Source organism: Salsipaludibacter albus (genome assembly GCF_019798055.1).
Lineage (GTDB): Bacteria > Actinomycetota > Nitriliruptoria > Nitriliruptorales > Nitriliruptoraceae > Salsipaludibacter > Salsipaludibacter albus.
The window spans coordinates 1-24,405 of the sequence record NZ_JAHOPH010000017.1 but is presented as its reverse complement, the minus strand read 5'-3'; the positions used below and the strand labels follow the sequence as shown (position 1 = coordinate 24,405).

Annotated in this window: 22 protein-coding genes; 14 read left to right on the top strand and 8 right to left on the bottom strand. The window is 71.9% G+C overall.

Translation table 11 applies throughout. From position 1 onward, the window contains the following. Positions 1 to 15: 15 nt before the first annotated feature. A complete protein-coding gene (locus KR546_RS11585) occupies positions 16 to 1,452 on the bottom strand; it encodes a transposase (RefSeq protein ID WP_274387990.1) in 1,437 nt (478 codons plus the stop codon). 455 nt (positions 1,453 to 1,907) lie between these two features. Here KR546_RS11585 and KR546_RS11580 point away from each other — a divergent pair, with 455 nt between their 5' ends. From KR546_RS11580 to KR546_RS11570, 3 genes are read left to right on the top strand one after another with little or no spacing between them, the layout of a single operon-like run. Beyond that, positions 1,908 to 2,492, top strand: a complete 585-nt coding sequence (locus tag KR546_RS11580; RefSeq protein ID WP_238444875.1) for a TetR/AcrR family transcriptional regulator — start codon at positions 1,908 to 1,910, stop codon at positions 2,490 to 2,492. Further along, entirely contained in the window at positions 2,489 to 3,235 is a 747-nt protein-coding gene (locus KR546_RS11575; RefSeq protein WP_238444874.1) for a maleylpyruvate isomerase family mycothiol-dependent enzyme, read from the top strand. Before KR546_RS11580 ends, KR546_RS11575 begins: the two co-directional genes overlap by 4 nt. 35 nt (positions 3,236 to 3,270) lie before the next feature. Continuing rightward, the gene (locus KR546_RS11570) at positions 3,271 to 3,726 is read left to right on the top strand and encodes an ester cyclase (RefSeq protein WP_238444873.1); all 456 of its coding nucleotides are present in this window, start codon (positions 3,271 to 3,273) and stop codon (positions 3,724 to 3,726) included. Positions 3,727 to 3,811: 85 nt separating this feature from the next. Here the strand turns inward: KR546_RS11570 and KR546_RS11565 are convergent, their stop codons facing one another. Beyond that, positions 3,812 to 4,534 carry a hypothetical protein gene (locus tag KR546_RS11565; protein ID WP_238444872.1) on the bottom strand — a complete coding sequence of 241 codons (723 nt, stop codon included), beginning with the start codon at positions 4,532 to 4,534 and terminating at the stop codon, positions 3,812 to 3,814. A 198-nt stretch (positions 4,535 to 4,732) separates the two neighbouring features. Here KR546_RS11565 and KR546_RS11560 point away from each other — a divergent pair, with 198 nt between their 5' ends. The 11 genes from KR546_RS11560 to KR546_RS11510 all read left to right on the top strand — a co-directional run bounded on the left by KR546_RS11560 (position 4,733) and on the right by KR546_RS11510 (position 19,137). After that, positions 4,733 to 5,977, top strand: coding sequence for a LysM peptidoglycan-binding domain-containing protein (locus KR546_RS11560; protein ID WP_238444871.1), 1,245 nt, complete (start codon positions 4,733 to 4,735; stop codon positions 5,975 to 5,977). Then, a complete protein-coding gene (locus KR546_RS11555) occupies positions 5,974 to 6,528 on the top strand; it encodes a DUF2642 domain-containing protein (protein ID WP_238444870.1) in 555 nt (184 codons plus the stop codon). The genes KR546_RS11560 and KR546_RS11555 overlap by 4 nt, the downstream gene beginning before the upstream one ends. Before the next feature lie 36 nt (positions 6,529 to 6,564). After that, positions 6,565 to 7,410 carry an SAF domain-containing protein gene (locus KR546_RS11550; protein WP_238444869.1) on the top strand — a complete coding sequence of 282 codons (846 nt, stop codon included), beginning with the start codon at positions 6,565 to 6,567 and terminating at the stop codon, positions 7,408 to 7,410. Continuing rightward, on the top strand, positions 7,410 to 8,705 hold the full coding sequence (locus KR546_RS11545; RefSeq protein WP_238444868.1) for a CpaE/TadZ family protein: 1,296 nt from the start codon (positions 7,410 to 7,412) through the stop codon (positions 8,703 to 8,705). Before KR546_RS11550 ends, KR546_RS11545 begins: the two co-directional genes overlap by 1 nt. Continuing rightward, positions 8,702 to 10,048, top strand: coding sequence for a TadA family conjugal transfer-associated ATPase (locus KR546_RS11540; RefSeq protein WP_238444867.1), 1,347 nt, complete (start codon positions 8,702 to 8,704; stop codon positions 10,046 to 10,048). The genes KR546_RS11545 and KR546_RS11540 overlap by 4 nt, the downstream gene beginning before the upstream one ends. Further along, positions 10,041 to 10,940: a type II secretion system F family protein gene (locus tag KR546_RS11535; RefSeq protein ID WP_238444866.1), complete on the top strand. Its 900-nt coding sequence runs from the start codon at positions 10,041 to 10,043 to the stop codon at positions 10,938 to 10,940. The genes KR546_RS11540 and KR546_RS11535 overlap by 8 nt, the downstream gene beginning before the upstream one ends. Next, positions 10,937 to 11,842: a type II secretion system F family protein gene (locus KR546_RS11530; protein WP_238444865.1), complete on the top strand. Its 906-nt coding sequence runs from the start codon at positions 10,937 to 10,939 to the stop codon at positions 11,840 to 11,842. Before KR546_RS11535 ends, KR546_RS11530 begins: the two co-directional genes overlap by 4 nt. Continuing rightward, on the top strand, positions 11,842 to 16,032 hold the full coding sequence (locus KR546_RS11525) for an FtsK/SpoIIIE domain-containing protein (protein WP_238444864.1): 4,191 nt from the start codon (positions 11,842 to 11,844) through the stop codon (positions 16,030 to 16,032). Before KR546_RS11530 ends, KR546_RS11525 begins: the two co-directional genes overlap by 1 nt. A gap of 104 nt (positions 16,033 to 16,136) precedes the next feature. Beyond that, positions 16,137 to 17,498 carry an MBL fold metallo-hydrolase gene (locus tag KR546_RS11520; protein WP_238444863.1) on the top strand — a complete coding sequence of 454 codons (1,362 nt, stop codon included), beginning with the start codon at positions 16,137 to 16,139 and terminating at the stop codon, positions 17,496 to 17,498. After that, on the top strand, positions 17,495 to 18,397 hold the full coding sequence (locus tag KR546_RS11515; RefSeq protein WP_238444862.1) for a sulfite exporter TauE/SafE family protein: 903 nt from the start codon (positions 17,495 to 17,497) through the stop codon (positions 18,395 to 18,397). The genes KR546_RS11520 and KR546_RS11515 overlap by 4 nt, the downstream gene beginning before the upstream one ends. Next, positions 18,394 to 19,137 carry a GntR family transcriptional regulator gene (locus KR546_RS11510; RefSeq protein ID WP_238444861.1) on the top strand — a complete coding sequence of 248 codons (744 nt, stop codon included), beginning with the start codon at positions 18,394 to 18,396 and terminating at the stop codon, positions 19,135 to 19,137. Before KR546_RS11515 ends, KR546_RS11510 begins: the two co-directional genes overlap by 4 nt. 500 nt (positions 19,138 to 19,637) lie before the next feature. On the opposite strand, the gene rplI is transcribed toward KR546_RS11510, so the two are convergent. The 6 genes from rplI to tyrS all read right to left on the bottom strand — a co-directional run bounded on the left by rplI (position 19,638) and on the right by tyrS (position 24,128). Continuing rightward, positions 19,638 to 20,360 carry a 50S ribosomal protein L9 gene (rplI, locus tag KR546_RS11505; protein WP_238444860.1) on the bottom strand — a complete coding sequence of 241 codons (723 nt, stop codon included), beginning with the start codon at positions 20,358 to 20,360 and terminating at the stop codon, positions 19,638 to 19,640. A gap of 27 nt (positions 20,361 to 20,387) precedes the next feature. Then, the gene (rpsR, locus tag KR546_RS11500; protein WP_238444859.1) at positions 20,388 to 20,630 is read right to left on the bottom strand and encodes a 30S ribosomal protein S18; all 243 of its coding nucleotides are present in this window, start codon (positions 20,628 to 20,630) and stop codon (positions 20,388 to 20,390) included. Between the two features lie 84 nt (positions 20,631 to 20,714). Then, positions 20,715 to 21,164 carry a single-stranded DNA-binding protein gene (gene ssb / locus KR546_RS11495; protein WP_238444858.1) on the bottom strand — a complete coding sequence of 150 codons (450 nt, stop codon included), beginning with the start codon at positions 21,162 to 21,164 and terminating at the stop codon, positions 20,715 to 20,717. 187 nt (positions 21,165 to 21,351) lie between these two features. After that, positions 21,352 to 21,654 (bottom strand): 30S ribosomal protein S6, encoded by a 303-nt coding sequence (rpsF, locus tag KR546_RS11490; protein ID WP_238444857.1) that lies wholly within the window; start codon positions 21,652 to 21,654, stop codon positions 21,352 to 21,354. Positions 21,655 to 21,960: 306 nt separating this feature from the next. Beyond that, positions 21,961 to 22,848 carry an alpha/beta fold hydrolase gene (locus KR546_RS11485; RefSeq protein ID WP_238444856.1) on the bottom strand — a complete coding sequence of 296 codons (888 nt, stop codon included), beginning with the start codon at positions 22,846 to 22,848 and terminating at the stop codon, positions 21,961 to 21,963. Beyond that, the gene (tyrS, locus tag KR546_RS11480; protein ID WP_238444855.1) at positions 22,848 to 24,128 is read right to left on the bottom strand and encodes a tyrosine--tRNA ligase; all 1,281 of its coding nucleotides are present in this window, start codon (positions 24,126 to 24,128) and stop codon (positions 22,848 to 22,850) included. Before tyrS ends, KR546_RS11485 begins: the two co-directional genes overlap by 1 nt. Between the last annotated feature and the right edge of the window lie 277 nt (positions 24,129 to 24,405).

Here is a 24,405-nt window from a genome sequence, read left to right as displayed (position 1 = left end):
AAGGCTGTTGGGATGTCAAGCGGCGGTTTCGTCCGGGGTTGACGTTGTGGTGTGGCTGGTGGGATGCTTGGGTTGGGAAGGTCGCCTCGGTGAGCGCTGTGCGCTGTGAGGGGCCTTCCCGCTCTTGTGGGATCGGCGTTGTCGGCGGATGTGGTCGGGCACGGTGTAGTGGTCGGTGATGATGCGTCGGGCCGTGGCGGGATCGACGGGGTTGCCGTGGAGGTCGCGGAGTTCGTAGGGGCTGTTGCGGGCCATGACGGTCCAGGCACGTTCGGCGAGTCGGGCGGCGACCACGGCGAGGGCTTTGGTGTGCACGGCGCCCTTGTGGACCATCTGGTCGTGGTAGACCGCGGCGAGTTGGGGGTCGAGCTGGCGGGCGGTCTCGGCCGAGCGGATCAGTTGGGTGCGGAGCCGGCGGTTGCCGGCCTTGGACATGGGTTGGCCCTTGCGGTCGGTGTTGCCGGTTTCGGAGGCGCGGGGGGCCAGGCCGACGTAGGACTTGAACGCGGCCGCGTTGGGGAACCGGTGGGGATCGCCCATGACCGCGACCAGGATCGGGCCGCCGGTGGTGGCGATACCGGGCAGGGTGCGGGCCAGCTGGGTGGCATCGACGGTGCGGTAGGCATGTTCGCGGGCGTCGGTGTGGCGGTCGCGTTCGGTCTCGAGGGTCCGGATGAGACGGATCTCGGTGGTGATCTCGTCGGCGAGGCTGTCGAAGCTGATCGCGGCATGGTCGCCGTAGAGGTCGAGGGCGGCACGGGCGGCTGACCGGAACGCCTCGGCCTTGGCGGCAGGATCTCCGTGGCCGTGCGCAACACGGTGGATCAGCGCGGTGAGCCGATCGGGACGGACCGCAGCCAGCCGGCGAGGATCGGCGTAGCGTTCCAGCACGGCCAGGTCGGTGCGACTCAGCGGGCTGGCGAGCACGGTCCCGATGGTCGGGATGGCCTGGCGGGCCAGTTCGATCAGGCGGCGCTTGTGGGTCCCGATCTCGTCGGTCAGACGGGCCGCAGCCCGCACCCGGCGGTCCAGAGTGGCCGCGGCGGCCGTGGCCGGCAGCGCCACCGGTGTCAGCCCGTCGGGGTCGATCAGTGGCAGCCGGGCCAGGGTGTGCGCGTCGATGCTGTTGGACTTCGCGTGCCGCGACAGGAACCGACGCAGATCGGCCGCCTTCTGGGTCGAGACCCGAAACACGGTGTGGCCCCGGCGGGTGAACCACACCGCGACCGGCAACCACGCCGCCCCGGTCGGTTCGATCACCACCTCCAGACGCGTGCCCGGATCCGCCCCCGCCAGCGCGGCCTGTTCCAACGTGGTGAACCCTTCCACGGTCGGTTCGACCCGACGCTTGGCGATCACCTCCACCTGCTCGTCAAGAACCTGGGCGGTGTGCCGCGACGCCACCCCCAGATCCAACCCCACGATCCGTCGCTGCCGGTGTCCTGTCTCCATGATGTCTCCCGTCGTCGAGTCGACCCGACGGTGACACCAACGGTCCCAAGAGCATCCGACCGCGTCACCGCGGCAGCCCACTCATGTGCTGCAACCGGGGCACCACTCGACGGTGGCCCCCACTTCCCTCAACCGGGTCATCCGTGGCGACCCGGGCAGGCACTCAGACCAACGGAGCACCACTCCAGGTGGCCTCCAGAACCGGAGTCTCGCCTCGACCCGGAACCGCCGGGATGCCATCATGCACCCTGGGACCCGACCGTGATCACCGACCGAGTCCCTTACATGAACGGGCCGTCCCTGGAGCAGACCGATGGTCTCGTCACACAGGCCATGGCCATGGAACGGCGTTCCCGTCCCTTCGACCGCGAGGCCACGCCGCCGAGGGCTTGACTTCCTATCAGTGATAGGTAATGATCCCTATCACTGATAGGAACCAATGAGCGGGGAGCCCTGTGGTCGCCAGCAAGGTCGCGCAGCGTCGGGAGGCACGGATCGCCTCGATCGTCGAGGCGGCCTGGAGCCTTGCGCACGAGCAGGGGATCCAGGTGTTCTCGCTGCGGGACCTGGCCACGGAGGTCGGGGTGCAGCAGCCGTCGTTGTACACCTACTTCGACTCCAAGAACGCCCTGTACGACGCGATGTTCGCCGACGGCAACCAGCAGTTGCTGGAGACGCTCGACTCGGTCGACCTCCCCGACGACGCGGAGGCAGCGCTCAAGGTCTGCCTGCGGGTCGTTGCCGACTTCGCCGTCGAAGATCCGGAGCGCTACTCGCTGCTGTTCAGCCGCGTGATCCCGGGGTTCGAGCCGAGTGCCGAGTCCTACGCCGTGGCCCAGGAGGTGCTCGGCCACGTCGTCGTCGCGGCGGATGCGGCCGGCGTGACCAACCAGGGGGACATCGACTGCCTCGTCGCGGTGACCGCCGGTCTGATCGATTCGCAGATGAGCAACGAGCCGGGGGGTGACCGCTGGCTGCAGCACCTGGACCGAATGATCGACCTCCTGGTCGACGATGCCACGAACAGGAGCGTCCGATGAGTCCCACCACCACTGGAGCCATCCGCATCGACCGCAGGCAGGCCCGGGGGCTCGCCCAGGACGAGTTCGACAGGTTCGCGGCCCTGGCCGTCTCGTTGACCCCGCAGGAGTGGGCGAACGACACCGCCTGCCCCGGGTGGGACGTCCGCCGGATGGTCCTGCACGTCCTCGGCTCGGCCGATGCCCAGGCCTCCCCGCTGGTCTTCCTGCACCAGCTGCGACGTGGCCTGGCGCTCAACAAGGAGATCGACGCCCACCACTGGGTCGACGGCCTCAACGAGTTCCAGATCCGCGAGCGCTCGGAACTCAGCAACGCCGAGGTGGTCGCGCAGCTCGCCGCAGTCGGCGGCAAGGCGGTCGAGGGCCGGTTCGGCACGCCCCTGCCGCTGCGCTACACCCCGGTGCCGTTCGGCGCCCCGATCGGTTGGAAACCGGTGAACTACCTCCTGGAAGTGGGGTTCACCCGTGACGTCTGGGCGCACCGCATCGACATCCACGCCGCCATCGGTCGGCCCATGGACCTGCACATCGACCACGACGGCCGCCTGGTCGCCGACATCGTCCGAGAATGGGCAGCACTCCACGAAGAACCCTTCGACATGCACCTGACCGGCACCGCCGGCGGCACCTTCAGCCAGGGCACGGGCGGGGAGCACGTCGAGATGGACGCGCTCGAGTTCGTCCGCACCCTGTGCGGACGACTTCCCGGCACAGGCGTGATGCGCCACCCGCTGCCGCTGTGAGCCCCCACCCGAACCCTCGACCGAAAGGCACCACCATGACCGCCACCCTGACCAACTCCGCCGTCCAGCAGGACGTCCGGGTCCTCCAGCAACGCTTCATCGACGACGTGATCAACGCCCAGGACCTCGACGGGGCGCTGGACGAGATCGTCGCCGAGGACTTCGTGGAGTTGAACCCGCTCCCCGGCCAGGGCCCCGGCCGGGCCGGCCTTGCCGACGTGCTCGGCATGATGTTCACCGGCTTCCCGGACCTGCACTGGACGATCCACGACACCCTCGTGGAGGGCGACAGGGTCCTGGGCTTCTCCACGTGGACAGGCACACACGACGGCGAATTCATGGGCATCCCAGCGACCGGGCGCGCCGCCACGGTCGAGACCTGGACCATCGACCGCTTCCGCGACGGCATGTTCGTGGAGAGCCGCATCATCATGGACGTTGCCGGCATGCTCGGCCAGCTCGGCGTCACCCCCGCTCCCGCATCCGCCTGACCCCCAGTGCAGAGCGCGTCGCGGCGGCCCCGGACGACTGGCTGGACGGACTCGGCTGAATCGACTCACCTTGGTGCGAGGCGCCTCAGCCAGTCGGCGTGGACGTCGGCAGCGGCTCGTCACCGGTGGCAGGGCCACCCGTGGGTGTCGACGTCGCTGTCGGGTCTGGAGTCGCGGATGACTCCGACTCGGACTCGGCATCGCTCGTGGTCCCAGCCGGCGCAGACCTGACCGGCAACGTCTCGACCGCGATCCAGCCGGCCGCCAAGAGCATCAGGAGGCCAGCCACCACCAGCGCCACGGGGGGCTTCAACTTGCTGAAAGCCTCCCCGACCGCCGTCACGACCTTCTCGAAGCCAGGCAGTGCACGACCGCCGAGAATCTCTGCCTGGGGCAGCTCGGTTCGCACGACGGCCTTCCTCATGGCGGCAGCCTGCAGCCACGCCCCCAGTGCGATGACTCCGAGTCCACCCAGAGCGAGCAGTCGAGCCATCTGAGCAGCGAACGGAAAGTCTCGTGCGGTGACCACCTCGACGCTCGTGCCATCGGAATTCGTGATCGTCGTGGTCTTGACGTTCGTCTGCTCGGCCGTCCAGTCAGGAGCCTCCATGACCATGAGGATCGCGACCAGCACGACCAGGGCCAAGGCGATGCCGATGACGCCGAGCTCCTCGAAGGCAAACTGCGGCATGGTGTTGGCTGCGGCAGAGCCGTCGTCGCCGTTTGCAGGCGGCGGCGCGTCCCCGCCGTCTGTCCCGGCGGCGGCCTGAAGGTCCCCGACCTCGTCCTTGTTCCTGCCCTTGGCCATGGTGCGCCCCGATCCCCGTGCTGGCACCGCTGACGCTAGGTCCTGCAAACCACCATGCACAGGGACCGGGGTCCCCTCGGGATGGGGACACCGGCCGACACGGCGGTCGAGGTTGTCCACAGGTTCGGAAGGCCGCCCGTTGCCGGTCCACGTGACCTCTTGTAGCGTCCGGCATGACGTCCACCCCCCGGAGACGCCATGCCGGTCCCCCCGCCGGAGTCTCGATCGAGCCAACCGGCTCGTGCGGTCCTCGGTGTCTGCCTCCTCGCCTCGGTGGTGCTGGGCCTGCACCTCCTGGTGCCGCCCGCACTGGCAGCGCCCGACCTCGGTGCGCCCGGCTCGTGGCTCGACTGGGCGAGTTCGCGCTCGCCGGTGCTGGTCGCGATGGCGCTCGTCCGCGTGGCCGCACTCGCCCTTGCGTGGTACCTGCTCGCCGTGACCGCGCTGCAGGTCATCGCGGTCCTGACCGACGCGGGTTGGCTGGGATCCCTGGCCCGAGTCATCACGCCCACCATGGCCCGCCACCTGGCCACGGCCATGGTGGGGGCTGGCGTCATGGCCGCGACCCCCATGGCGTCGGGTCCGGGCGCCGCCTTCGCGAACACGTCGGGTCCGGCGACTGCCGCGGCCGCCCCGCTGCCCGCCGGGGTGCGTGGCAGCGTCGACCTCCCACGAGCGGCCACCAGTCCACCGTCGCTGCGTCGACTCCCGAACCCCACGCCCACTCCGGATCCGGCCGTCTCCCCGACCACCCCACCACGCCTGCGTCGGGCACCCCCCTCCGCCGGCCCGACCACGCCGGCACCAGCGGACACTCCCTCGGGCGACCCGACCACCTCGCAGCCGGCACCTTCGGCCACGTCCCCATCTCCACCCGGTCCCACGAGCACCCCGCCGGTCGATCCTGCGCCGCGCCCCTCTCCGGGGACCGATCACGACCGCGTGACCGACGTCCCCGACCCGAGTCCTGACGACCCGACCGCGAACCACCCGGACGACCCCCCGCGGCTGGTCCGCGTCCCGTCCCCCGCACCCGACGAGACACCGACGTCCACCCGGGAGGAGTCGAACGAGACGATGACGGGGCCGGACGAGCCAGCCACCGCCGAGGCGACCGGAGCGGCCGCGGCCGAGACCGCCGACCGGAGCAGCGGGGCGGACGCAGACCAGGCGACCACAGCACCCGACGGCGAACCCACGGTCAACGTCGACGCGTCGGAGGCCACCACCTGGACCGTGGTGGCCGGCGACCACTTCTGGGGTGTGGCCGAGCGCGAGGTCGCCCGCCACCTCGGCCGGGTCCCGACCGAGGACGAGGTCGCCACGTGGTGGCGACGACTGGTCGAGGTCAACCGTGACCGGCTCGTCGACCGGGACAATCCCGACCTGATCCTCCCGGGCCAGGTCATGCGCTTCCCCGCGCCGACATCGGAAGCCGGATGACCTGGCGACCGGGACACGACCCGACCGTCGGACTTCGTGACGACGCCCTGCTGGACCGGGCCGTCGCGGACCGTGCGGATGCCCACCTGCTCCGGCGGGTCTCGGTCGAGACCGCCACGCTCGCGGGGACCCTCCGCGACCTTGCCGAGCAGCGCGCCGGCGTGACCCTCGAGCTTCCGGGCGACCACCTCGTGCAGGGCAGCCTCCTGGCCGTCGCGCCGGACCACGTCGTCGTCGCGACCTCGGCGGACCAGCGCGCCCATGTCCGGCTGTCCGACGTCGTGACGGCGCGCCCCGATCCAGAACGACGCGTCGCCGTGGCACAGGGCAACCGGAGTGCCGCCCTGGACCGGACCCTGCCCCACGTCCTGGCCCGTTGGGAGGCCGACCGCCCCCACCTGGCCGTGGTCGTCCGGGGCCGGCCCGAACCGGTCCGCGGCCGACTCGTGGCGGTGGGCGAGGACGTCCTCACCCTGGACCAGGGGCCTGGCGGCCAGCCCGTCTACGTCGCGACCGATGCCGTCCAGGTGGTCCTGGTGGACCACCGATGACCACGCGGCCGCGAACCGACCACCGAGGAGACCACCGTGCCTGACCTCGGAACCGCGACCAGCGCACCGATCGGACGGACGGAGCCGGAGCCGGACGACCGCCAGGTCGCTCGTCGACGCTCCCTGCCCGGTGGACGCGCGGTCGTCGGCGCACTCCTCATCACGCTCGCGGTCATCGGGGTGTTCGCCGCCTGGCTCTCCGCGACGGCGGAGCCGACCACCCGGTGGGTCGTCGTGAGCACGACGGTCGCCGCCGGGGACGAACTCGCCGTCGACGACCTCGACACCGTGGCGATCGACCTCCCCGACGCCCAGGCCGACCGGACCTTCGCCCAGGTGGACGAACTCGTGGGCGCGATCGCCATCGCACCCCTGTCCGCTGGCGACCTCGTGACACGCAGCGTCGTGCGAACCCCCGACGCCGCACCGGGTCGCTCGCTGTTCAGCTTCGAACTGCCGACCTCGCGTGCCCTGGCAGGACAACTCGACCCGGGTGACCGTGTCGACGTGATGGCGACCGCCGACGGGCGGACCGGCTACGTCGCGACCGGCCTGGAGGTCGTCCGGGGCACCATCGACGGCGGGGCCGTGACCATCACCCTGGCCGTGGACGATCCGGCTCGGGTGCTGGCACTGGGCAACGCGGTCGACGAGGCGGCGGTCCACCTGGTGGCGTCGGCACGGACCGGGGACTCCGCGACGCCGTCCGACCCGGCCGAGACCTCCATGGTCGCCGACAGCCCGTTCGCGGAGGACCTCGGTTCGTCGCCGGTCGACGACACCGGACCGGCCGAGCCCGACGCGACGACTCCCGCCGCTGCCCCGGAGACCGCTGCGCCCACCGAGCCACCACCCAGCACGTCACCGACCGGGGGTGGCTGATGCAGGAGCGCTACGTCCTGCTCGCCCTCGGCCGGCCCCGCGCGGAGTGGTTCGCGCGGCTCGGCCAGTGGGCCACCACCGGGGCCGTTCCCTGCGAGGTCGTCCGCTGCATGTCACCCGCCCAGGTCGGGTCCCGGCTCCGCTCCGGGCGCGCGTGGTCGGCCGTCGTGCTCGACGCTGACGTGGCAGGCGTCGACCACGACCTGCTGACCGAGGTGGCCTCGCACGGGGCCGTGCCCATCGTCGTCGCCACCGACCTGCGCGAGTGGCGCGACCTCGGCGCCGTCTCGGTGCTGCACCCGTCACACGACCGGGCAGAGCTCCTGGAGGTGCTCGGCCAGCACGCCACGATGATCGGCGAGTCCGACGTCGTGCGCACCGTCGACGACGACCCGCGGGACGAGCGTGCCGGCGAGCTCGTCGCCGTCGTCGGGCCGGCCGGCGCCGGCACGTCGGTCACGACGATCGCACTCGCCCAGGGACTGGCCGCGACCGGGGACGAGTCCGTGCTGCTGGCCGACCTGTGCCGGGTGGCCGACCAGGCGATGCTGCACGACTCGCGGGTGGTCGTGCCGTCCGTGCAGGACATCGTCGACGCCCACCGCGTGTCCCGACCACGGGGCAAGGACGTCGTCGCGCAGACGTTCACCATCACCGAGCGGGGCTACCGCCTGCTCCTTGGTCTGCGTCGCCCGCGCCAGTGGCCCACCATCCGGCCGACCGCCTTCTCGAGCACGCTGGACTCGCTGCAACGCTGCTTCGACCTGGTCGTGTGCGACATCGAGGCCGACCTCGAGGGCGAGGACGACACCGGGTCGGCCGACATCGAAGAACGCCACCTGATGGCACGGTCGGCTGCCCTGCGCGCCCAGGTGATCGTGCTCGTCGGCCGACCGGGCCTCAAGGGGGTCCATGCACACGTCCGCGTCCTGCTGGACCTCCACCACCTCGGCGTGCCCGTCGCGCGCATCCTCCCGGTGATCACCTGCGCCCCCCGGAGCCCCCGCCTGCGGGCCGAGATCGTCACCGCCCTCCAGTCGCTGGCCGCGTCCAGCCTCGGCGGATCGGCGGACGAGCTCGCCAGCCCGATCTTCCTGCCCAGCCGCAAGGTCGACGACGCACTCCGGGACGGGGTGGCACTCCCCCGCAGCCTCGCCTCCCCCCTCGCCGCGGGAGTCCGGGGCGTGCGCGATCGACTGCTCGACGGGTTGGCGACCGAGCCGATCGCCGGCACGACGATGCCCGAGCGGATCACCCCGGGGTCGCTGGGGCTGGAGCCCGGGGGTGCCGGATGAGCGCCGGGATCCGCGACGACGTCAACCCCTTGGAGGTGGTCGAGCAGCGCGTGCTCGAGCGGGCCCGCGACGCCGCCCTGGCCGTCGATGACCACGCGACCGACGAGCTGCGCACCCTCATCGAGGACGAGGTCGCGCGGTGGAGCCTGGACTTCAAGAACGGCCGCCGCCCCTTCGACCTGGTCGCCCCCGAACTGGTGGTGGACCGAGCCTGGCGCAACCTCACCGGCTACGGCCCGCTCCAACCACTGCTGGACGACGAGGACGTCTGGGAGATCATGATCAACGCCCCGGACCAGGTGTTCGTCAAGCGTCATCGCGGGCAGTCCGGCTACCACGACGAGTCGTTCCACGACGACGACCACGTCGTGCGGATCCTCACCAAGATCCTCGACGACGCGTCGACGTCACATCGCAAGCTCGATCCGTCGGAGGGGCTCCAGGACGCCCAGCTCGACGACGGAGCACGGCTCCACATCGTCCACCGCGACGTCGGTCGCGGCAACCACATGCTCGTCAACATCCGCAAGTTCACCGGGGTCGGATTCCGGTCGCTGGGACAGTTGGTCGACCAGGGGATGCTGACCCACGACGTCGCCCGGTTCCTGGGCGCGTGCATGCGCAGCCGAGCCTCGATCGTGTTCGCCGGTCCGCCCGGCTCGGGCAAGACCACCATGCTGTCGTGCTGCACCGCCGAGCTGGACCCGTCCCTGCGGGTGGTCACCGCCGAGGAGGTCTTCGAGGTCGACGTGCCCCAGCCCAACGTCGCGTCGATGCAGACCCGGGCCGGTCGACCCGACCGTCCCGAGGTCGACCTGCGACGGCTGGTCGCCGGCTTCCTGCGGATGGCCCCCGACATCGCCATCGTCGGCGAGGTCCGCGACCGCGAGGCGTTGCCGTTGCTGCTGACCCTGTCGTCGGGCGTCAAGGGCTACACCACGATCCATGCAGGATCGGCCCGGCAGGCCCTCACGCGGCTCCGGTTCATCGCCCAACTGGCCGACACCCGCTCGGAGCTGCCGATGTCGGCCCTCAACGCACTGGTGAGCGAGGCCGTGGACGTCGTGGTCCACACGCAGCGCATCGACGGCATCCCCCGGGTCACCGAGGTCGTCGCGGTCGAACACCAGCAGGCCGGCGCGGAGGCCGCGACGTTCACCACGACCCAGCTGCACCGACGCGGGCCGGACGGACGACTGGCGTGGACCGGCCAACTGCCCCAGCGACTGGCTGACCTGTTCGCGCGGGACGGCGTGGACCTCCGGGAGGTGCTCGACGACGGCGCGAGCCAAGCCTCGACACCGCGCCCGGTCGGTGACGACACGGAGGTCGGCCGTGGCTGACCTGCTGACGTCCGGAGCCGGCGGGTTCCTGCTCGCCGTGCTGGCCGGGCTGGGCACCGCCCTGCTGGCCCTGCCGGTCAGGCGACGACGGCCGACCACCGGGCCGTCACGTCGCCAGCGACTCGACGACCTGCTCGTCCAGGCGGGTCTCGGTGGCGTGGGCGTCCGGGAGTTCGCGGCCGTCGCGGTCGTCCTGTTCGCCCTCGGAGCCCTGGTCGGCTGGGTGTTGTTCCCGGGGAACCTGCTGTGGCTGGTCACCGGTGCCGTCGGGGCCGCCGTGCCCGTGCTGGCCGCGCACCAGCGCCGGACCCGACGTCTCGACCGGTCTCGCGACGCCTGGCCACGGATGATCGAGGAGTTGCGGATCCAGGCCGTCAGCCTCGGGCGCTCGATCCCGCAGGCCCTGTTCGCGGTGGGACGTCGCGCGCCCGAGGAGATGCGTGGCGCCTTCGACGCCGCACACCGCGAGTGGTTGATCTCCACCGACTTCGACCACACCCTCGCCGTGCTCAAGGCACAGCTCGCCGACCCGACCGCCGACGCGGTGTGCGAGACGCTCCTGGTGGCCCACGAGATCGGCGGGACCGAGGTCGACCGCCGCCTGGCGGCCCTGGTCGAGGACCGGATCTTGGACCTGCAGGGGCGCAAGGACGCCCGCGCCAAGCAGGCCGGTGCCCGGTTCGCCCGCAGCTTCGTGCTGATCGTCCCGCTGGGGATGGCGCTGGTCGGCCAGTCCATCGGGCCGGGCGCCGACGCCTATGCCTCGCCGGGGGCGCAGGCCGCCGTGCTGGTCGCCCTGGTCATGATCGCCGCCTGCTGGATCTGGGCGGGGCGTCTCATGCGGCTGCCCAACGAGGACCGGGTGTTCCACGACGACCGGACCGGACCATGACGGCCTGGCTCCTGCCCTCCGGGTTGGCCCTGTGGGTCGGCCTGTCGTTGCTGCTGCACCGGCTGCGATGGTTCTCACGACCCCGGCTCGAGGACCGGCTCGGGCCCTACGTGCCCGGCGGGATGGGTGTGAGGCCACGGGTCGGCCTGCTGTCCGCCGAGTCGTTCGCACAGGCCGTCGGGCCGCTCGCCCGGTCGCTGGGGGATCGCGTGTCCCGACTGTTCGGCGTCGGCGAGGAGCTCCATCGTCGCCTCCGTCGCATCCACGCCGAGTACGACGTCACCGCCTTCCGTGTCCGCCAGGTCGCCTGGTCGCTGTGCGGCCTGGCGATCGGCACGCTGGTCGCCCTGGTCGCCCCGACCCCGCCGGCGGTCGCCGTGCTGTTCGTCGTCGGTGGGGCACTGCTGGCGTTCCTGGTCGTCGAGCAACAGGTCGCCCGTGCCTCCGATGCCTGGAAGCGGGCGCTGTTCCTCGAACTGCCGGTCGTGTCGGAGCAGACCGCGATGCTGCTGGGCGCCGGGTTCTCGCTGAACGGGGCGCTGGAGCGGGTCGCCACCCGGGGGCAGGGTGCGGTGGCATCGGATCTCGAACGCGTCCTGCGTCGCGTTCGCCAGGGCCTGGACACCGAGACCGCCCTGCGTGAGTGGGCTGACCTCGCCGACGTGGACGCGGTCACCAAGTTCGTCGCCGTCCTGTCGTTGAACCGCGAGGCGACCGACCTCGGTCGCCTGCTGACCGAGGAGGCCCGCGCCATCCGGCGGGACGTCCAGCGCGAGCTGGTCGAGACGATGGAGCGACGGGCGCAGCAGGTGTGGATCCCCGTGGCCGTGGCGACGCTCGTCCCGGGCGTGATCTTCCTCGCGATCCCCTTCATGGCAGCGTTGCGCTCACTGGACCTGTGATGACGCTGCGCCTGGTCCTCGCCGGGCCGGACGGGCAACGGGAGGTGGCAGCGTCCGTGCCACCGGGCACGACCGTCGCGGACCTGCTCCGGGCCGAGGGCCTGCCGACCGACGGGTCGTCGGCCTGGGTCGACGGTCGGCTCGTCGACCTCCACGACACGGTGGAACAGGTCGCGATCCCGCCGGGCGCCACGCTGTCCACCCGGCCCACCGACCCGGTCGTGGCCCACCCCCACCCGGCATCGGCCTGCCCGACGGCGAGCGATGGCCCGTTGCGGGTCTGCGTGGTCGCGGGGCCGGGAACCGGACGGTCCACGCGGTCCCGGGTCGGGACCACGCTCACGGTCGGACGTGACGAGGACAACGACCTGGTCCTGACGTCCAACACCGCCTCGGCCCACCACCTCCGGGTCCGGTTCGACCGCGACGCCGTGGAGGTCGTCGACCTGCTGTCCCACAACGGGACCTGGACGGGGGGCGAGGCCGTCGCCCCCGGCGAGCCCACGCTGCTCACCGTGCCCGTCACCCTGCGGCTGGGCGCGACCGTGCTGCGCATCGACCGGCCGACCGGATGCGAGGCCCCCCGTGGCCACGACCTCGGCGGGAAGCTCCGGCAGGTCCACCGACCCCCGCGCCCCGGTCCGCCTCTGCCGGTCGGATTGATCACCCCGCCAGCACCCGTGGAGTCTCCACGCGCCGCACCGGCACTGCGGTGGGCCGGGATCCTGGCCCCGCTGGCGCTGGGCGGGGCGATGGTCGCGATGACGGGCAGTGTCCGCTTCGCCCTGTTCGCGCTGCTGTCCCCGGTGATGGCCCTGGCGACGTGGTGGTCGAACCGGCGCCGGGCTCGCCGGGACGGGCGCGAGGCGTCACGCACCCGGAGGGCCGACCTCGCCCGCTTCGACGACGACCTCGCGTCCGCCCGTGCCGCAGAACGGATCCGGCGCGAGGAGGCGGTGCCCGACCTCGGGCTGCTCGTGGACCGCGCGACCGATCCGAGCCGTCGCCTGTGGGAACGTCGCCTGCACCACGACGACGCGCTCGTGGTGCGGTGGGGATCCGGGGACGTGACCTGGGGACCACGCCTGGTGGGATCCGATGGCGCCCCGACCGGTCCGTCCGGTCCCCCACCGGGGGGATCGCGTGTCGAGGCCGTCCTGCACGACCTCCCGGTCCCGCTGGACCTCGCACGACACCGCATCATCGGGCTGGTGGGCGTGGCGGACGTCCGTCGAGCCGTCGCCCGATCGCTGGTGCTGCAGGCGGCCGTCCTCCACGGCCCGGCAGACCTGGTGATCGAGCCGGTTGGCGCACCGACGACCTGGGACTGGGCGAAGTGGCTTCCCCACGTCTCCACCCGGGGTGGACGCCGAGAGTCCCGGAGCCCGGCGAGCCAGCCGGGTCGCCGGCCGGCGCGGGACCGGATCCACGAGACCGCGCCGGCCAGGCTCCTGGTCATCGACGAGGACGGGCCGGGCGGTCGCGTGCTCCCGGATGGCGTGGGCGTCTCGGGCGAGGATGTCGACGGCGGGTCGGCTGGGACCACGACCCTGGCCATCGTCATGGCGGACCATGCTGACCAGCTCCCGGCCACGTGCACCGTCGTGATGGAGGCCCTCGCCGACGGGACGGGTCGGTTCCTGCGCGACCGGGACGCAGGAGTCGACACGCTGGCACTGGCCGTGGCGGACACCGCGACCGCCCGACACGTCGCCCGCGCCCTCGCTCGATGTGTCGACCCGGAGCGAGCCAGCAGCTCGTCCACCCTGCCGACGGCCGTGCCACTCGCGGACCTCGTCGACGACAACGACGCCGGGCGGCCCAGCGCCGACGGACTGGTCGTCCCGATCGGTCGGGACCGGGACGGGGTCGTCGAACTCGACCTCGTCGGCGACGGACCGCACGCCCTGGTGGCGGGCACCACCGGATCGGGCAAGTCCGAGCTGCTGCGCACCCTGGTGACCGGACTCGCCCTGCGCCACACGACCGACGACGTCGTCTTCGTGCTCGTGGACTACAAGGGCGGGTCCGCCTTCCGAACCTGCGCCGACCTCCCCCACACGGTCGGCCTCGTCACCGACCTCGACGAGGCGCTCGGCGAGCGGGCCCTGCGGTCTCTACGAGCCGAACTACGACGCCGCGAGCGGGTCCTGGCCGCCGCCGGCGTCGACGACCTGCCCAGCCACCGAGCGGCGGGATCACCGGGTGAGGCACTCCCCCGCCTGGTCGTCGTCATCGACGAGTTCGCAACAATGGCGTCCGAGCTGCCCGACTTCCTCGACGCACTGGTGGGCGTCGCACAGCGCGGCCGGAGCCTCGGCCTGCACCTGGTGCTGGCGACCCAGCGGCCACGCGGCTGCATCAGCGCCGACATCCGGGCCAACACCGACCTGCGGATCGCCCTGCGCGTGCACGGCGAGGCGGAGGCCCGTGACGTCCTCGACGACCCGCGACCGGCCCACCTCGATCCGGAGATCCCCGGTCGGGCATGGATCCGCCGGGGGCAGGCCGAACCTCGGGAGGTCCAGGTCGCACACGCGTCGGCCCCACCGACTGGCACCGGTGCGGCCCTCGTCGTCACCGACTTCCGGCTCGGCGTGTCGTCCTCCGACGACCCCGCGGGGCCCGCCCAGGACCACCTGCCGATCCTGGTCGAACGCTGCCTCGACCGCACGGCCGCGCTGGGCCTGCCGCCGCCTCGCCGGCCGTGGCTGCCCCCGCTCCCCGACCACGTCCCACTCGACGACCTCCGCCCCGACCCCACGCGGGGAGTCCTGGTCGGGCTCGCCGACTTCCCGGACCAACAGTCCCAGCGACCCGTGCACTGGCGTCCGGACCAGGGCCACCTGGCCGTCGTGGGCCGACGTGGCAGTGGCACGACGACCACGCTGGTGGCCGTGGCTGCCGGCCTGGTCGCCGAGGCCGGGCCGGACGACGTGCACCTCCACGTCGTGCACGACGGCACCGGGCCGTGGAAGGCCGCCCGCTGCCTGCCCCACGTCGGCTCGGTGGTGGACGGGCACGACCACGACGACACCGTGGCCCTGTTCGGCTGGCTGCTCGAGGAGGTCGACCGCCGACGTCGCACGACGGATCTCGGTGACGATGCCCGAACTGCCAGACCACCCCGGATCGTCGTCCTCGTGGACGGCCTGGCGGCCCTGCTCGACGTCGACGACCCGCGGGCCGGCGCCGACATCGCCAGTCGTCTCGGCCGGGTCCTGGACGACGGACCGTCGGTCGACGTGGCCGTGGCGGCGGCAACGGATCGCCTCACCGGAACTCCCGCGAGGCTGCGGAGTGCGTTCAGCCGTCGTCTCGTGCTGGACGTCGACGACCGCGAACTGGCGATGATGGGGATCTCCCGCGACTGGTCGCCTGCCGTCCCCGGTCGCGCGTTGGACCCCGGCGACCTGGTCGAACTCCAGGTCGCGGAACCGCCCTCGTGGGATCGACTCACCCGTCCGCGTCCCGGGCCGCGGAACCGCCCACCCCACCGGATCACCGGCCTGCCGGACCGGTCGGCGATCGACGACCTGCCCCCGCCGACCAGCCAGAATGGCCTGTGGCTCCCGATCGGGACCGGACGTGATGCCGTCCCGGCCGTCCTCCACCTCCATCCTGGCGACCATGCCGTCGTGGCAGGGCCGGCGCGGTCCGGACGGACCAGCGTGCTGCAGGTGATCGCGAGCCAGGTGCGCCGGGCCGATCCACGTGTGCACCAGGTCGCGGTCTGCGACGAGGACCGTTCGACGCTGCACGGCTGGCCGAGCCTGGACGCGTCGGGTTCGCCCGCCGTGCTGGACCGGGTCCTGGCTGCCGTCGAGCAGGACGCCGACCGTCGCTGCCTGGTGCTGGTCGACGACGTCCGTCGCTGGGGCGACCTCGACCGGCTGGGTCATATCGTCCGGAGCTGCCGACGGGTGACGGTGGTGGCCAGCGGTCGTCCCGACGAGCTCCGCGGCCCGTTCGGCGGGTGGCTCCGGGCCCTGTGCACCGCGCGGACGGGGGTCCTGCTCCAACCCGACCTGGCGACGGGCGGCGACCTGCTCGACGTGAGACTGCCCCGCCACGTCTCGACACCGCTCGGCCCCGGACGGGGGTTCGTGGTGGATGCCGGCTCGCCGTCGATCGCGCAGTTGGCTCGGCCCCCCGCCGAGCCGGCGCCGGGTGGGCTGGCGTCGGCCTGACGCCGTCCCGCCACGGACGGACACCTGGATCGGAATGTCCGTACAATTGCTCGCGTTGGTCCAGGCACGAACTGCACCCCACCCGAGACCACGGAGCACGATCGATGGAGATCGTCACGATCGAGACCCCGACGCTGGGCGACCGCAGCTACGTCGCCATCCACGACGGCGTGGCCCTGGTGGTCGACCCGCAACGAGACATCGACCGGGTCCTGGACGTGCTGGCCGAACACGGCGACCCGACGGTCAGCCACGTGCTCGAGACCCACATCCACAACGACTACGTCACCGGTGGACACGCGCTCGCCGAGCTGACCGGGGCCACCTACGTGGTCAACGCGGCCGACGAGGTCTCGTTCGACCGCCACGGCGTGTCCGACGGCGACCGGCTCACGGCTGGCGACATGACCGTCCGCGTGCTCGCCACCCCCGGCCACACCTTCACCCACCTGGCGTACGTCGTCGACGTCGACGGCCAGCCACCGGCCCTGTTCTCCGGCGGGTCACTGCTGTACGGCTCGACCGGGCGGCCGGACCTGCTGGGCCCGGACCACACCGACGCCCTGGTGCGCCACCAGTGGGACTCCGCACGTCGGCTGGCCGACGAACTGCCGGCCGAGACGGCCCTGCTGCCCACGCACGGGTTCGGCAGCTTCTGTGCCGCGAGCCAGGCCGAGGGGACCTCCGGCACGATCGCCGACGAACAGGCCATCAACCCGGTCCTGACCGACGACCGCGACGCGTTCGTGGCCGACACGCTGGCCGGGCTGGGTGCATGGCCCGCCTACTACGTCCACATGGCCCCGACCAACGCGGACGGCCCGGACCGGCCGGACCTGTCACCGCTCCAGCCCGCCGACCCGGCCGAGCTGCGTCGCCGGATCGACGCCGGTGAGTGGGTCGTCGACCTGCGGTCGCGCACCGCCTACGCCCCCGGCCACGTGACCGGCACCGTCAACATCGGGCTGGACGGCAGCTTCGTCACCTACGTCGGGTGGCTCAAGCCCCGGGGCGCACCGATCACGCTGCTCGGCACTGCCGACGAGGTCGCCGAGGCCCAGCGCGAGCTGGTCCGCATCGGCATCGAGCGTCCTGCCGCGGCCGGCATCGGCACGGTCGATGACTGGGCAGGTGGCCGCGAGCTGGCGGACTACCCGATCGTGGACTTCGCGGACCTGGCCGAGGCGCTGGACGGCGCCGATCGCCCGCAGGTCCTCGACGTCCGGCGGACGGACGAGCGGGTGGTGTCGCACGTCCCGGGCAGCCAGCACGTCCCCATCCACGAGCTGCCGCACCGACTCGACGAGGTCCCGACCGACGGCACCACGTGGGTGCACTGCGGCGCCGGGTACCGCGCGGCCATCGCCGCCTCCCTGCTCGATGCCACCGGGCGCGACGTCGTGCTGATCGACGACGAGTTCGACCGCGCGGTCGACCTCGGACTCGTGACGTCGAGCGACCGATGACGCTGGCGCTCACGCTCGCGCTGTCGGTGCTGATCGGGATCTCGCTCGGCCTGCTCGGTGGCGGAGGCTCCATCCTGACCGTCCCCATCCTCGTGTGGGTCGCCGGCCAGGACCCCAAGGCCGCCATCGCCACCTCGCTGCTGGTCGTCGGCGTCACTGCCGCGGCCGGGGCCGTGTCCCACGCCCGGGCCGGACGGGTCCAGTGGCGGACCGGCCTGGTGTTCGGTGGCGGCGGGATGGTGGGTGCCTACGCCGGTGGCCGGCTGGCGGCGTTCGTCCCCGGCGACTGGCTGCTGGTCGCGTTCGGGATCATGATGGCCGTCACCGCCGTGGCCATGCTGCGCGGCCCGGACACCGTGCCCTCGGCGGGCGACGGCCGCCTCGCGACCGGCCACGCCATCCTCCACGGCCTGGCCGTCGGGGTGGTGACCGGCCTGGTCGGTGCCGGTGGCGGGTTCCTGGTCGTGCCCGCACTGGTGCTGTTGGGTGGCCTGCCGATGGCCACCGCCGTCGGCACGTCGCTGGTGGTCATCGCGATGAAGTCGGCCGCCGGGCTGGCGGGCTACCTCGCGACCGTGCAACTGGACTGGGGTCTCGCCCTGGGCGTCACCGCGGCCGCGATCGTCGGCACCGTGATCGGCAACCGGCTGGTGTCGAGGATCCCGCAGGACAGCCTGCGACGGGGGTTCGGCTGGTTCGTCGTCGCGATGGCCGTCATCGTGCTCGGCCAGCAGCTCGCCGGCGACGTCCCGATCCCCGGCGGAGCCGCCACCCTGGTCGGGGCGGGCGTGCTGGCCACCGCCGTCGCGGCGATCGTCGACCTGCGACGCATGGCCGCACGCGGGTCCGAGCGCACCTCCCCCACCACTGAGCAGGAACCGGAACAGGTGCGCCCGTGACGACCGACACCGCCCCGCTGTGGCGCCAGGTGCTGGACGACCTCGAGCGCCGGCTCGCCGATGGCGAGATCGCCGACCGGTTCCCGACCGACCGCGAGCTGGTCGAGCACTACGACGTCAGCCGCCACACCGTCCGCGAGGCGGTCGACCGGCTCAAGGCCCGCGGGGTGATCCAGCGCGAACGCGGCCGCGGCAGCACCGTCGTCCGACCGCAGTTGCTGCAGGCCATGGGAACGGTCTACAGCCTGTTCCGGGCCGTGGAGGCGACCGGCGCCGCCCAGACCAGCGAGGTGCTGCGCCTGGACGCCACCACCGACGAGCGTGCCGCCGCGAAGCTGGAAGTCGATGCTGACGCACCGCTGGTGGTGCTCGAACGCCTCCGTCGTCTCGACGGCGAACCGCTGGCGTTGGACACGGTGTGGCTGCCCGGTGACGTCGCCGAACCGCTGTTGCAGGTCGACTTCCGCCACACGGCGTTGTACGACGAACTGGACGACCTCCTGGGGATCTCGCCGACCAGTGGCGAGGAGATCATCACCCCGGTGGTCCCCGACGCGCACCTGCGTGAGGTGCTCGACCTCGACGAGGACGAGGCCGTCCAGCGCATCGTGCGCACCAGCCGACACGGCGACCGGCCGCTGGAGTGTCGCATCACGCTGATCCGCGGCAGCCGCTTCGCCCTGGTCTCGCAGTGGCCAGCGGACCGGCCCCCGACCGTCGAGGTCAGCCCCGCGATCTGACCGTGGCGTTCCACCCCGACTCAACCGGGAGCGAACGCCATCAGGCACTCAGGTGACCCAGGAGCCCGGCGTTCGACCCGGACCCAGCAGGGGGCGAACGCCAAGGGATCTCGCGTCAGCCGAGAGCGTGGCGTTCGATCCATGCACAGCCGGGAGCGAACGCCAGCAGGAGTGTCGAGGGCGAGCCACGCCGCGAATTCCCCCTGGACTCCCCTGGACAGCGCGAAGCCCGGCGACGCGGGGCGCGTCGCCGGGCTCCACCTCGACATTGCTGTCGAGCTGACGAACCCTTCCCCCCGGACGGGTTCGTCAGACCTTGCGCTGTGGGAGCAACGATCGTGGCGTGCGATCCTTACACCCTCGCGGGAAGTTGATTCCGATTTGTAACTCCCGCTCAACCCGGACGGTATCCAACCGCAGGGCCCGGCGTCCACTCGAGGCCATGTCCGAAACCGGACGTTGTGGCCGTGACGCGTGACACGCCGGGCGTCGGCAGAGGCTCAGGCGTCCGACGTGGCGGCCTCGGCCGCGGCATCGTCGGTGTTGGACGCGTCCTCGGACGCCTCGTCGGAGGTCTCGTCGTCGGAGGTGTCGGAGTCGTCGAACTCCTGGGCAGCCTCGAGGGCCTGGGCGGCGAGCCGCTCGAGCTCGTCCGAGGACAACTCGTCGGTGCCGTCCGCCTCGGCCGCTGCGGCTGGGTCGACGTCGGGGTCGATCTCGCCCGACAGTGGCGGGGGTGCGATCGGGGTCTCCTCGATCTGGCCCGCGATGACCTCACCGGTCTCGTCGAGCACGTCGAGGGTCACGGTGGCCATCACCTGCGGGTGGACCTGGACCTCGATCTCGTAGGTCCCGATCTCCTTGATGTTGGACCGCAGCTCGACGCGCTTCTCCTCGAGACGGTGACCGCGCTGCTTGAGCACGCGCACCACGTCGCCACGCCCGACCGAGCCGTAGAGGTGACCACGCTCGTCGACGCGGACCTCGACCTTGAGCGTGCGCTCCTCGATCTGGCGCTTCATCTCGTAGGCGTCGTCGATGGTCTCGGACTCCTCGACCTTGCGTGCCCGGGTCATGGCCTGGGCCTGCTTCATCGCGCCTTTGCTGGCCAGGATGGCCATGCCACGCGGGAGCAGGTAGTTGCGGCCATAGCCATCGGCGACGTCCACGACGTCACCGGCCAGCCCGAGGTTGTCGACTTCCTGTTGCAGGACGACCTTCATGGTTGTCTCCTTGCTCGCTCGGGTGGCTCAGCCGCCGAGGTAGGGGATCAGCGCCATCTCGCGGGCGTTCTTGATCGCCTCGGCAAGCTTGGACTGGTGCTGGGCGCAGGCGCCGGTCTGGCGACGGGCCTTGATGCGGCCACGGTCGGTGACGAAGGACTTCAGCAGTGCGAGGTCCTTGTAGTCGATGTACTCGATGCCCTGCTGGCACATCGGGCACGGCTTGGTACGCACCGGCTTGCTGCGCTTGGACGGCTTCTTCTTGGCCATGGGGAGGCTCTCCTCGGTACCGCGGGCGTGGCGCCCGCGTCAGTCACGTCTGCGTGACGGAGTGGTCGTTGGATCGTGTGGGGTCTAGAACGGGACGTCGTCGTCGCTGGGCGGGGGCGGGCTGTAGGAGCCGCCGCCACCACCGCCGCCGTTGCCACCGCCGGACGAGCCGCCGGAGGACTTGGAGATGCTGGCGCGGGCCCAGCGCAGGCTGGGGGCGACCTCGTCGGCCTCGATCTCGGTGATCCACTTGGTCTGGCCGGACTGGTCCTCGTAGGACCGGACCCGGATGCGCCCGATGACGATCGCGCGGTCACCCTTGTGCAGCGACTCGGCGACGTTCTCGGCCATGTCGCGCCAGCAGTTGACGCGCATGAAGGTGGTCTCCTCCTGCTGCTCGCCGGCGCGGTTGGTGTAGCGGCGGTTGGACGCGACGGTGAAGTTCGCGACGGCCGCGCCCGACGGGGTGAACCGCAGTTCGGGGTCGTCGGTCAGGTTGCCGACCATCGTGGCGATGTTGGACTCGTAGGCCATCGTTGCTCCTTGCGCGACCGGCGCGACGCCGGGGGTGGAAATGGTGGGTGGGCGGCCCGGGTCAGGGCTCCCTGCCAGCCAACCGGGCGCCTGCGACGCTGTCAGGCCCGATCGGCCACGGTGTGGACCGGGCGGGTCGACGGTGACGCGCCACGGCGGGCGCGCCGGGCCCGGACCGGTTCGGTCCTCAGGCGGTGTGGACGCGCAGCTCCGGACGCACGGTCTTCATGCGCCACACGTCGTCGTTGATCTTGAGCTGGCGCTCGAGCTCGGCGACGCCCTCGGAGGTGGCGCGGAAGTCCAGCACGCCGTACCAGGCGTGGTCACGCTTGTGGATCTCGTGGGTCAGCTTGCGCTTGCCCCAGAAGGACTCGTCGACGAGTTCGCCACCCTGGTCGGCCAGGATCGACTTGATCCGGTCGAACAGCGCAGTGGCGTCCTCCTCCTCGAGCAGGTCGGAGAGAATGACCATCATTTCGTAGTGCCGCATGGGGCACCTCCTGTGGACGTGGGGCCTCGGGCGGACGCGAGCCGGTGGGCGCCGGAACTCGCCGGTGGAGGCAGGGGTGCGAATCTGTGTGTGATTGTCGCGCGCCCGGCGAGAGCGTCTCGCGGTGGAGTCGACACGATCCGGGCGCGTTCGACGTTGCTCGCTTCGCTCACAACGTCGGGACCCGGCTGCATGGGAGAGATCGTCGCAACCCGGGCGGTGCAGTCACGGTACCGAGCCGCACGTCACGGCGGCAACCCCGGTCCCGACCATGCGGACGACGACGCGGGACACGCGCCGACCGGGTCAGGCGGACTCGGGTGCGTCGGCGTCGGGCTCGGCCTCGGCGGACACCGTGCGGTCGCGGTCGCGCACGTCGAGGCAGGTCGCGACGAACCCGGCAGGGTCCTCGAGCGGGGCCCAGTGGCCGGTGTCGGCGACCAGCCCCATCTCGGCCTGCGGTGCCAGCTCGAGCAGCCGACCGGCCACGGCGTCGGCCGGGGTGTAGGGGTCGGCGTCACCCCAGACCAGGTCGACCGGCATGGGCAGGCGTGACAGCTGGGCGGCGGCGACCACCGTGTCGGTGCTGTCCAGCGCCGAGAGCTGGCGCTCCAACGACCGGATGACATCGTCGTCGGTGACGGTCCCGTGCTCGAACACCCGCGCCACGTCATCGGCGCCCAGGCCGTTGGGTCCCGCGCCCCGGGCGACCCAGCGGTGCAGCCGCGACGTGCTGACGGGGCGGCGCAGTGACGAGTCGGCCCGCTTGCGCAGCTTGTCGACGAACGGCACCGGCCAGGTGTCCTCGACCATCGATCCGCTCAGGGTGAGGTGGGACATGGCCGTCGGGTAGCGGGTGGCCACGATCTGGGCCACGCCACCGCCGAGGTCGTGGGCGATCACCCACGGTGCAGTGCCCGCCGTGGTCCGCAGCCACGTGCCCAGGAGCTCGGCCATGCCGCCGGGCGAGTGGTCGGCCCGCGCCGGGGTCAGGGTCTCGCCGTGGCCGGGCAGGTCCACGGCGACCACGTGGCGGCCGGTCTCGACCAGCTCGTCGGCGACCCCGCGCCACAGCTCGGCCCCGGTCAGCAGGCCGTGCACGAGCACGACGGTCTCGCCGTCCTCGGGGCCGGCGACCAGCGCCGACAGGGCCTGTCCACCGATGCCGAAGGTGACCCGCTCCATGTCGACCATCAGGCGTCCTCCCGGACCCGCGCCAGGAAGTACCGCCGCTTGCCGACCCGCAGCACCAGGGTCGTCGGCGAGGCGAGGTCGTCGGTGGTCAGCTGGCGGCGGTGATCGGTCACGACCTCGTTGTTGAGCCGGACCGCACCCTGCGACACCTGCTGACGCGCCTGGGAGTTGGAGCTCGTGGCGCCGACCTCGGTCAGCAGGTTCAGCAGACCGATCCCGGTGTCGAGGTCGGCACGGCCCACCTCCACCGACGGGGCCTCCGCGAAGGCGTCGGCCAGCACGGCGTCGTCCATCCCGACGAATGACTCGTCGCCGAACAGCACGGCCGTTGCGGCCTCGGCGGCCTCGACCCCGGCGTCACCGTGCACGATCCGGGTGGCCTCGCGGGCCAGCACGCGCTGGGCGGACCGGGCGGACGGGTCGCGCTCGTGCTCGCGCGCGACCTCCTCGATCTCGTCCAGCGGCAGGAACGTGAACAGCTTCAGCCACGCCACGACGTCGTCGTCGGTCGCGTTGACGAAGTACTGGTAGTACCCGTACGGCGAGGTCAGCTCGGGATCGAGCCAGACGGCGTTGCCGGCCGACTTGCCGAACTTCTTGCCGTCGGCGGTCAGCAGCAGCGGCCAGGTCAGGCCGTACACCTGCGCGCCGTGCATCCGGCGGGCCAGGTCGATCCCCGCCGTGATGTTGCCCCACTGGTCCGAGCCACCACCCTGCAGCCTGCAGCCCTCGGCCTCGTACAGGTGGGCGAAGTCGTGTGCCTGCAGCAGCTGGTAGCTGAACTCGGCGTAGGTCAGGCCACCGGAGTCCAGGCGGCGCTTGACGGACTCGCGGCCCAGCATCTGGGTCACCGGGACGTGCGCCCCGACCCGGCCGAGGAACTCCAGGAACGACATCGGCCCGGTCCACGAGTAGTTGTCGACCAACTTGCCGGCATCGCCCTCGAGGTCGAGCACCAGCGACAGGTGCTCGCGGATCCCGGCGAGGTTGGCCGCCAGCTGGGCCTCGTCGACGACCTCGCGCTCGGCGTCGCGACCGGTCGGGTCACCGATCCGGCCCGTGGCGCCACCGGCCAGAGCGATCGGGCGGTGGCCGGCCCGCTGCAGGTGGGCCATCGCCATCATCCCGACCAGGCTGCCGGCGTGCAGCGACGGCGCCGTCGGGTCGAAGCCGACGTAGAAGGTCACCCGCTCGCTGGCGAGCAGGTCACGCAGTCCGGCCTCGTCGGTGACGTCGGCGACGAACCCGCGGGAACGGAGGGTGTCCAGGACGTGGGTCATGGCCCGCCACGGTAGCCGTGTGCTCGTAGTGGTCCATCATCCTCCGCACACATCGACATCCGAGCACATTGGAGTTGTTCGCTGCGCTCGCAACGTCCAGCGTGCCTGGTGGAACCACATCACCTGCGGAGGGGCCGACCTCCAGGCACATTGGAGTTCCTCGCTGCGCTCACTGGGCAACCTTGGGGGGTATCAGCAGGTTGACTGCTGATGCGCCCTTGGTGTCCACCGGGCCATCGCCGGCTGCGCTTGCCCTTCGAGGGCCGTTCCGAGTTGT

What these genes read in the sequence shown, in the direction of transcription:
- KR546_RS11585 (WP_274387990.1), bottom strand. Translation starts at nt 1,452, where the DNA reads ATGGAGACAGGACACCGGCAGCGACGGATCGTGGGGTTGGATCTGGGG.
- KR546_RS11575 (WP_238444874.1), top strand. Translation starts at nt 2,489, where the DNA reads ATGAGTCCCACCACCACTGGAGCCATCCGCATCGACCGCAGGCAGGCC.
- KR546_RS11570 (WP_238444873.1), top strand. Translation starts at nt 3,271, where the DNA reads ATGACCGCCACCCTGACCAACTCCGCCGTCCAGCAGGACGTCCGGGTC.
- KR546_RS11565 (WP_238444872.1), bottom strand. Translation starts at nt 4,534, where the DNA reads ATGGCCAAGGGCAGGAACAAGGACGAGGTCGGGGACCTTCAGGCCGCC.
- KR546_RS11560 (WP_238444871.1), top strand. Translation starts at nt 4,733, where the DNA reads ATGCCGGTCCCCCCGCCGGAGTCTCGATCGAGCCAACCGGCTCGTGCG.
- KR546_RS11555 (WP_238444870.1), top strand. Translation starts at nt 5,974, where the DNA reads ATGACCTGGCGACCGGGACACGACCCGACCGTCGGACTTCGTGACGAC.
- KR546_RS11545 (WP_238444868.1), top strand. Translation starts at nt 7,410, where the DNA reads ATGCAGGAGCGCTACGTCCTGCTCGCCCTCGGCCGGCCCCGCGCGGAG.
- KR546_RS11540 (WP_238444867.1), top strand. Translation starts at nt 8,702, where the DNA reads ATGAGCGCCGGGATCCGCGACGACGTCAACCCCTTGGAGGTGGTCGAG.
- KR546_RS11530 (WP_238444865.1), top strand. Translation starts at nt 10,937, where the DNA reads ATGACGGCCTGGCTCCTGCCCTCCGGGTTGGCCCTGTGGGTCGGCCTG.
- KR546_RS11525 (WP_238444864.1), top strand. Translation starts at nt 11,842, where the DNA reads ATGACGCTGCGCCTGGTCCTCGCCGGGCCGGACGGGCAACGGGAGGTG.
- KR546_RS11520 (WP_238444863.1), top strand. Translation starts at nt 16,137, where the DNA reads ATGGAGATCGTCACGATCGAGACCCCGACGCTGGGCGACCGCAGCTAC.
- KR546_RS11515 (WP_238444862.1), top strand. Translation starts at nt 17,495, where the DNA reads ATGACGCTGGCGCTCACGCTCGCGCTGTCGGTGCTGATCGGGATCTCG.
- rplI (WP_238444860.1), bottom strand. Translation starts at nt 20,360, where the DNA reads ATGAAGGTCGTCCTGCAACAGGAAGTCGACAACCTCGGGCTGGCCGGT.
- rpsR (WP_238444859.1), bottom strand. Translation starts at nt 20,630, where the DNA reads ATGGCCAAGAAGAAGCCGTCCAAGCGCAGCAAGCCGGTGCGTACCAAG.
- ssb (WP_238444858.1), bottom strand. Translation starts at nt 21,164, where the DNA reads ATGGCCTACGAGTCCAACATCGCCACGATGGTCGGCAACCTGACCGAC.
- rpsF (WP_238444857.1), bottom strand. Translation starts at nt 21,654, where the DNA reads ATGCGGCACTACGAAATGATGGTCATTCTCTCCGACCTGCTCGAGGAG.
- KR546_RS11485 (WP_238444856.1), bottom strand. Translation starts at nt 22,848, where the DNA reads ATGGTCGACATGGAGCGGGTCACCTTCGGCATCGGTGGACAGGCCCTG.
- tyrS (WP_238444855.1), bottom strand. Translation starts at nt 24,128, where the DNA reads ATGACCCACGTCCTGGACACCCTCCGTTCCCGCGGGTTCGTCGCCGAC.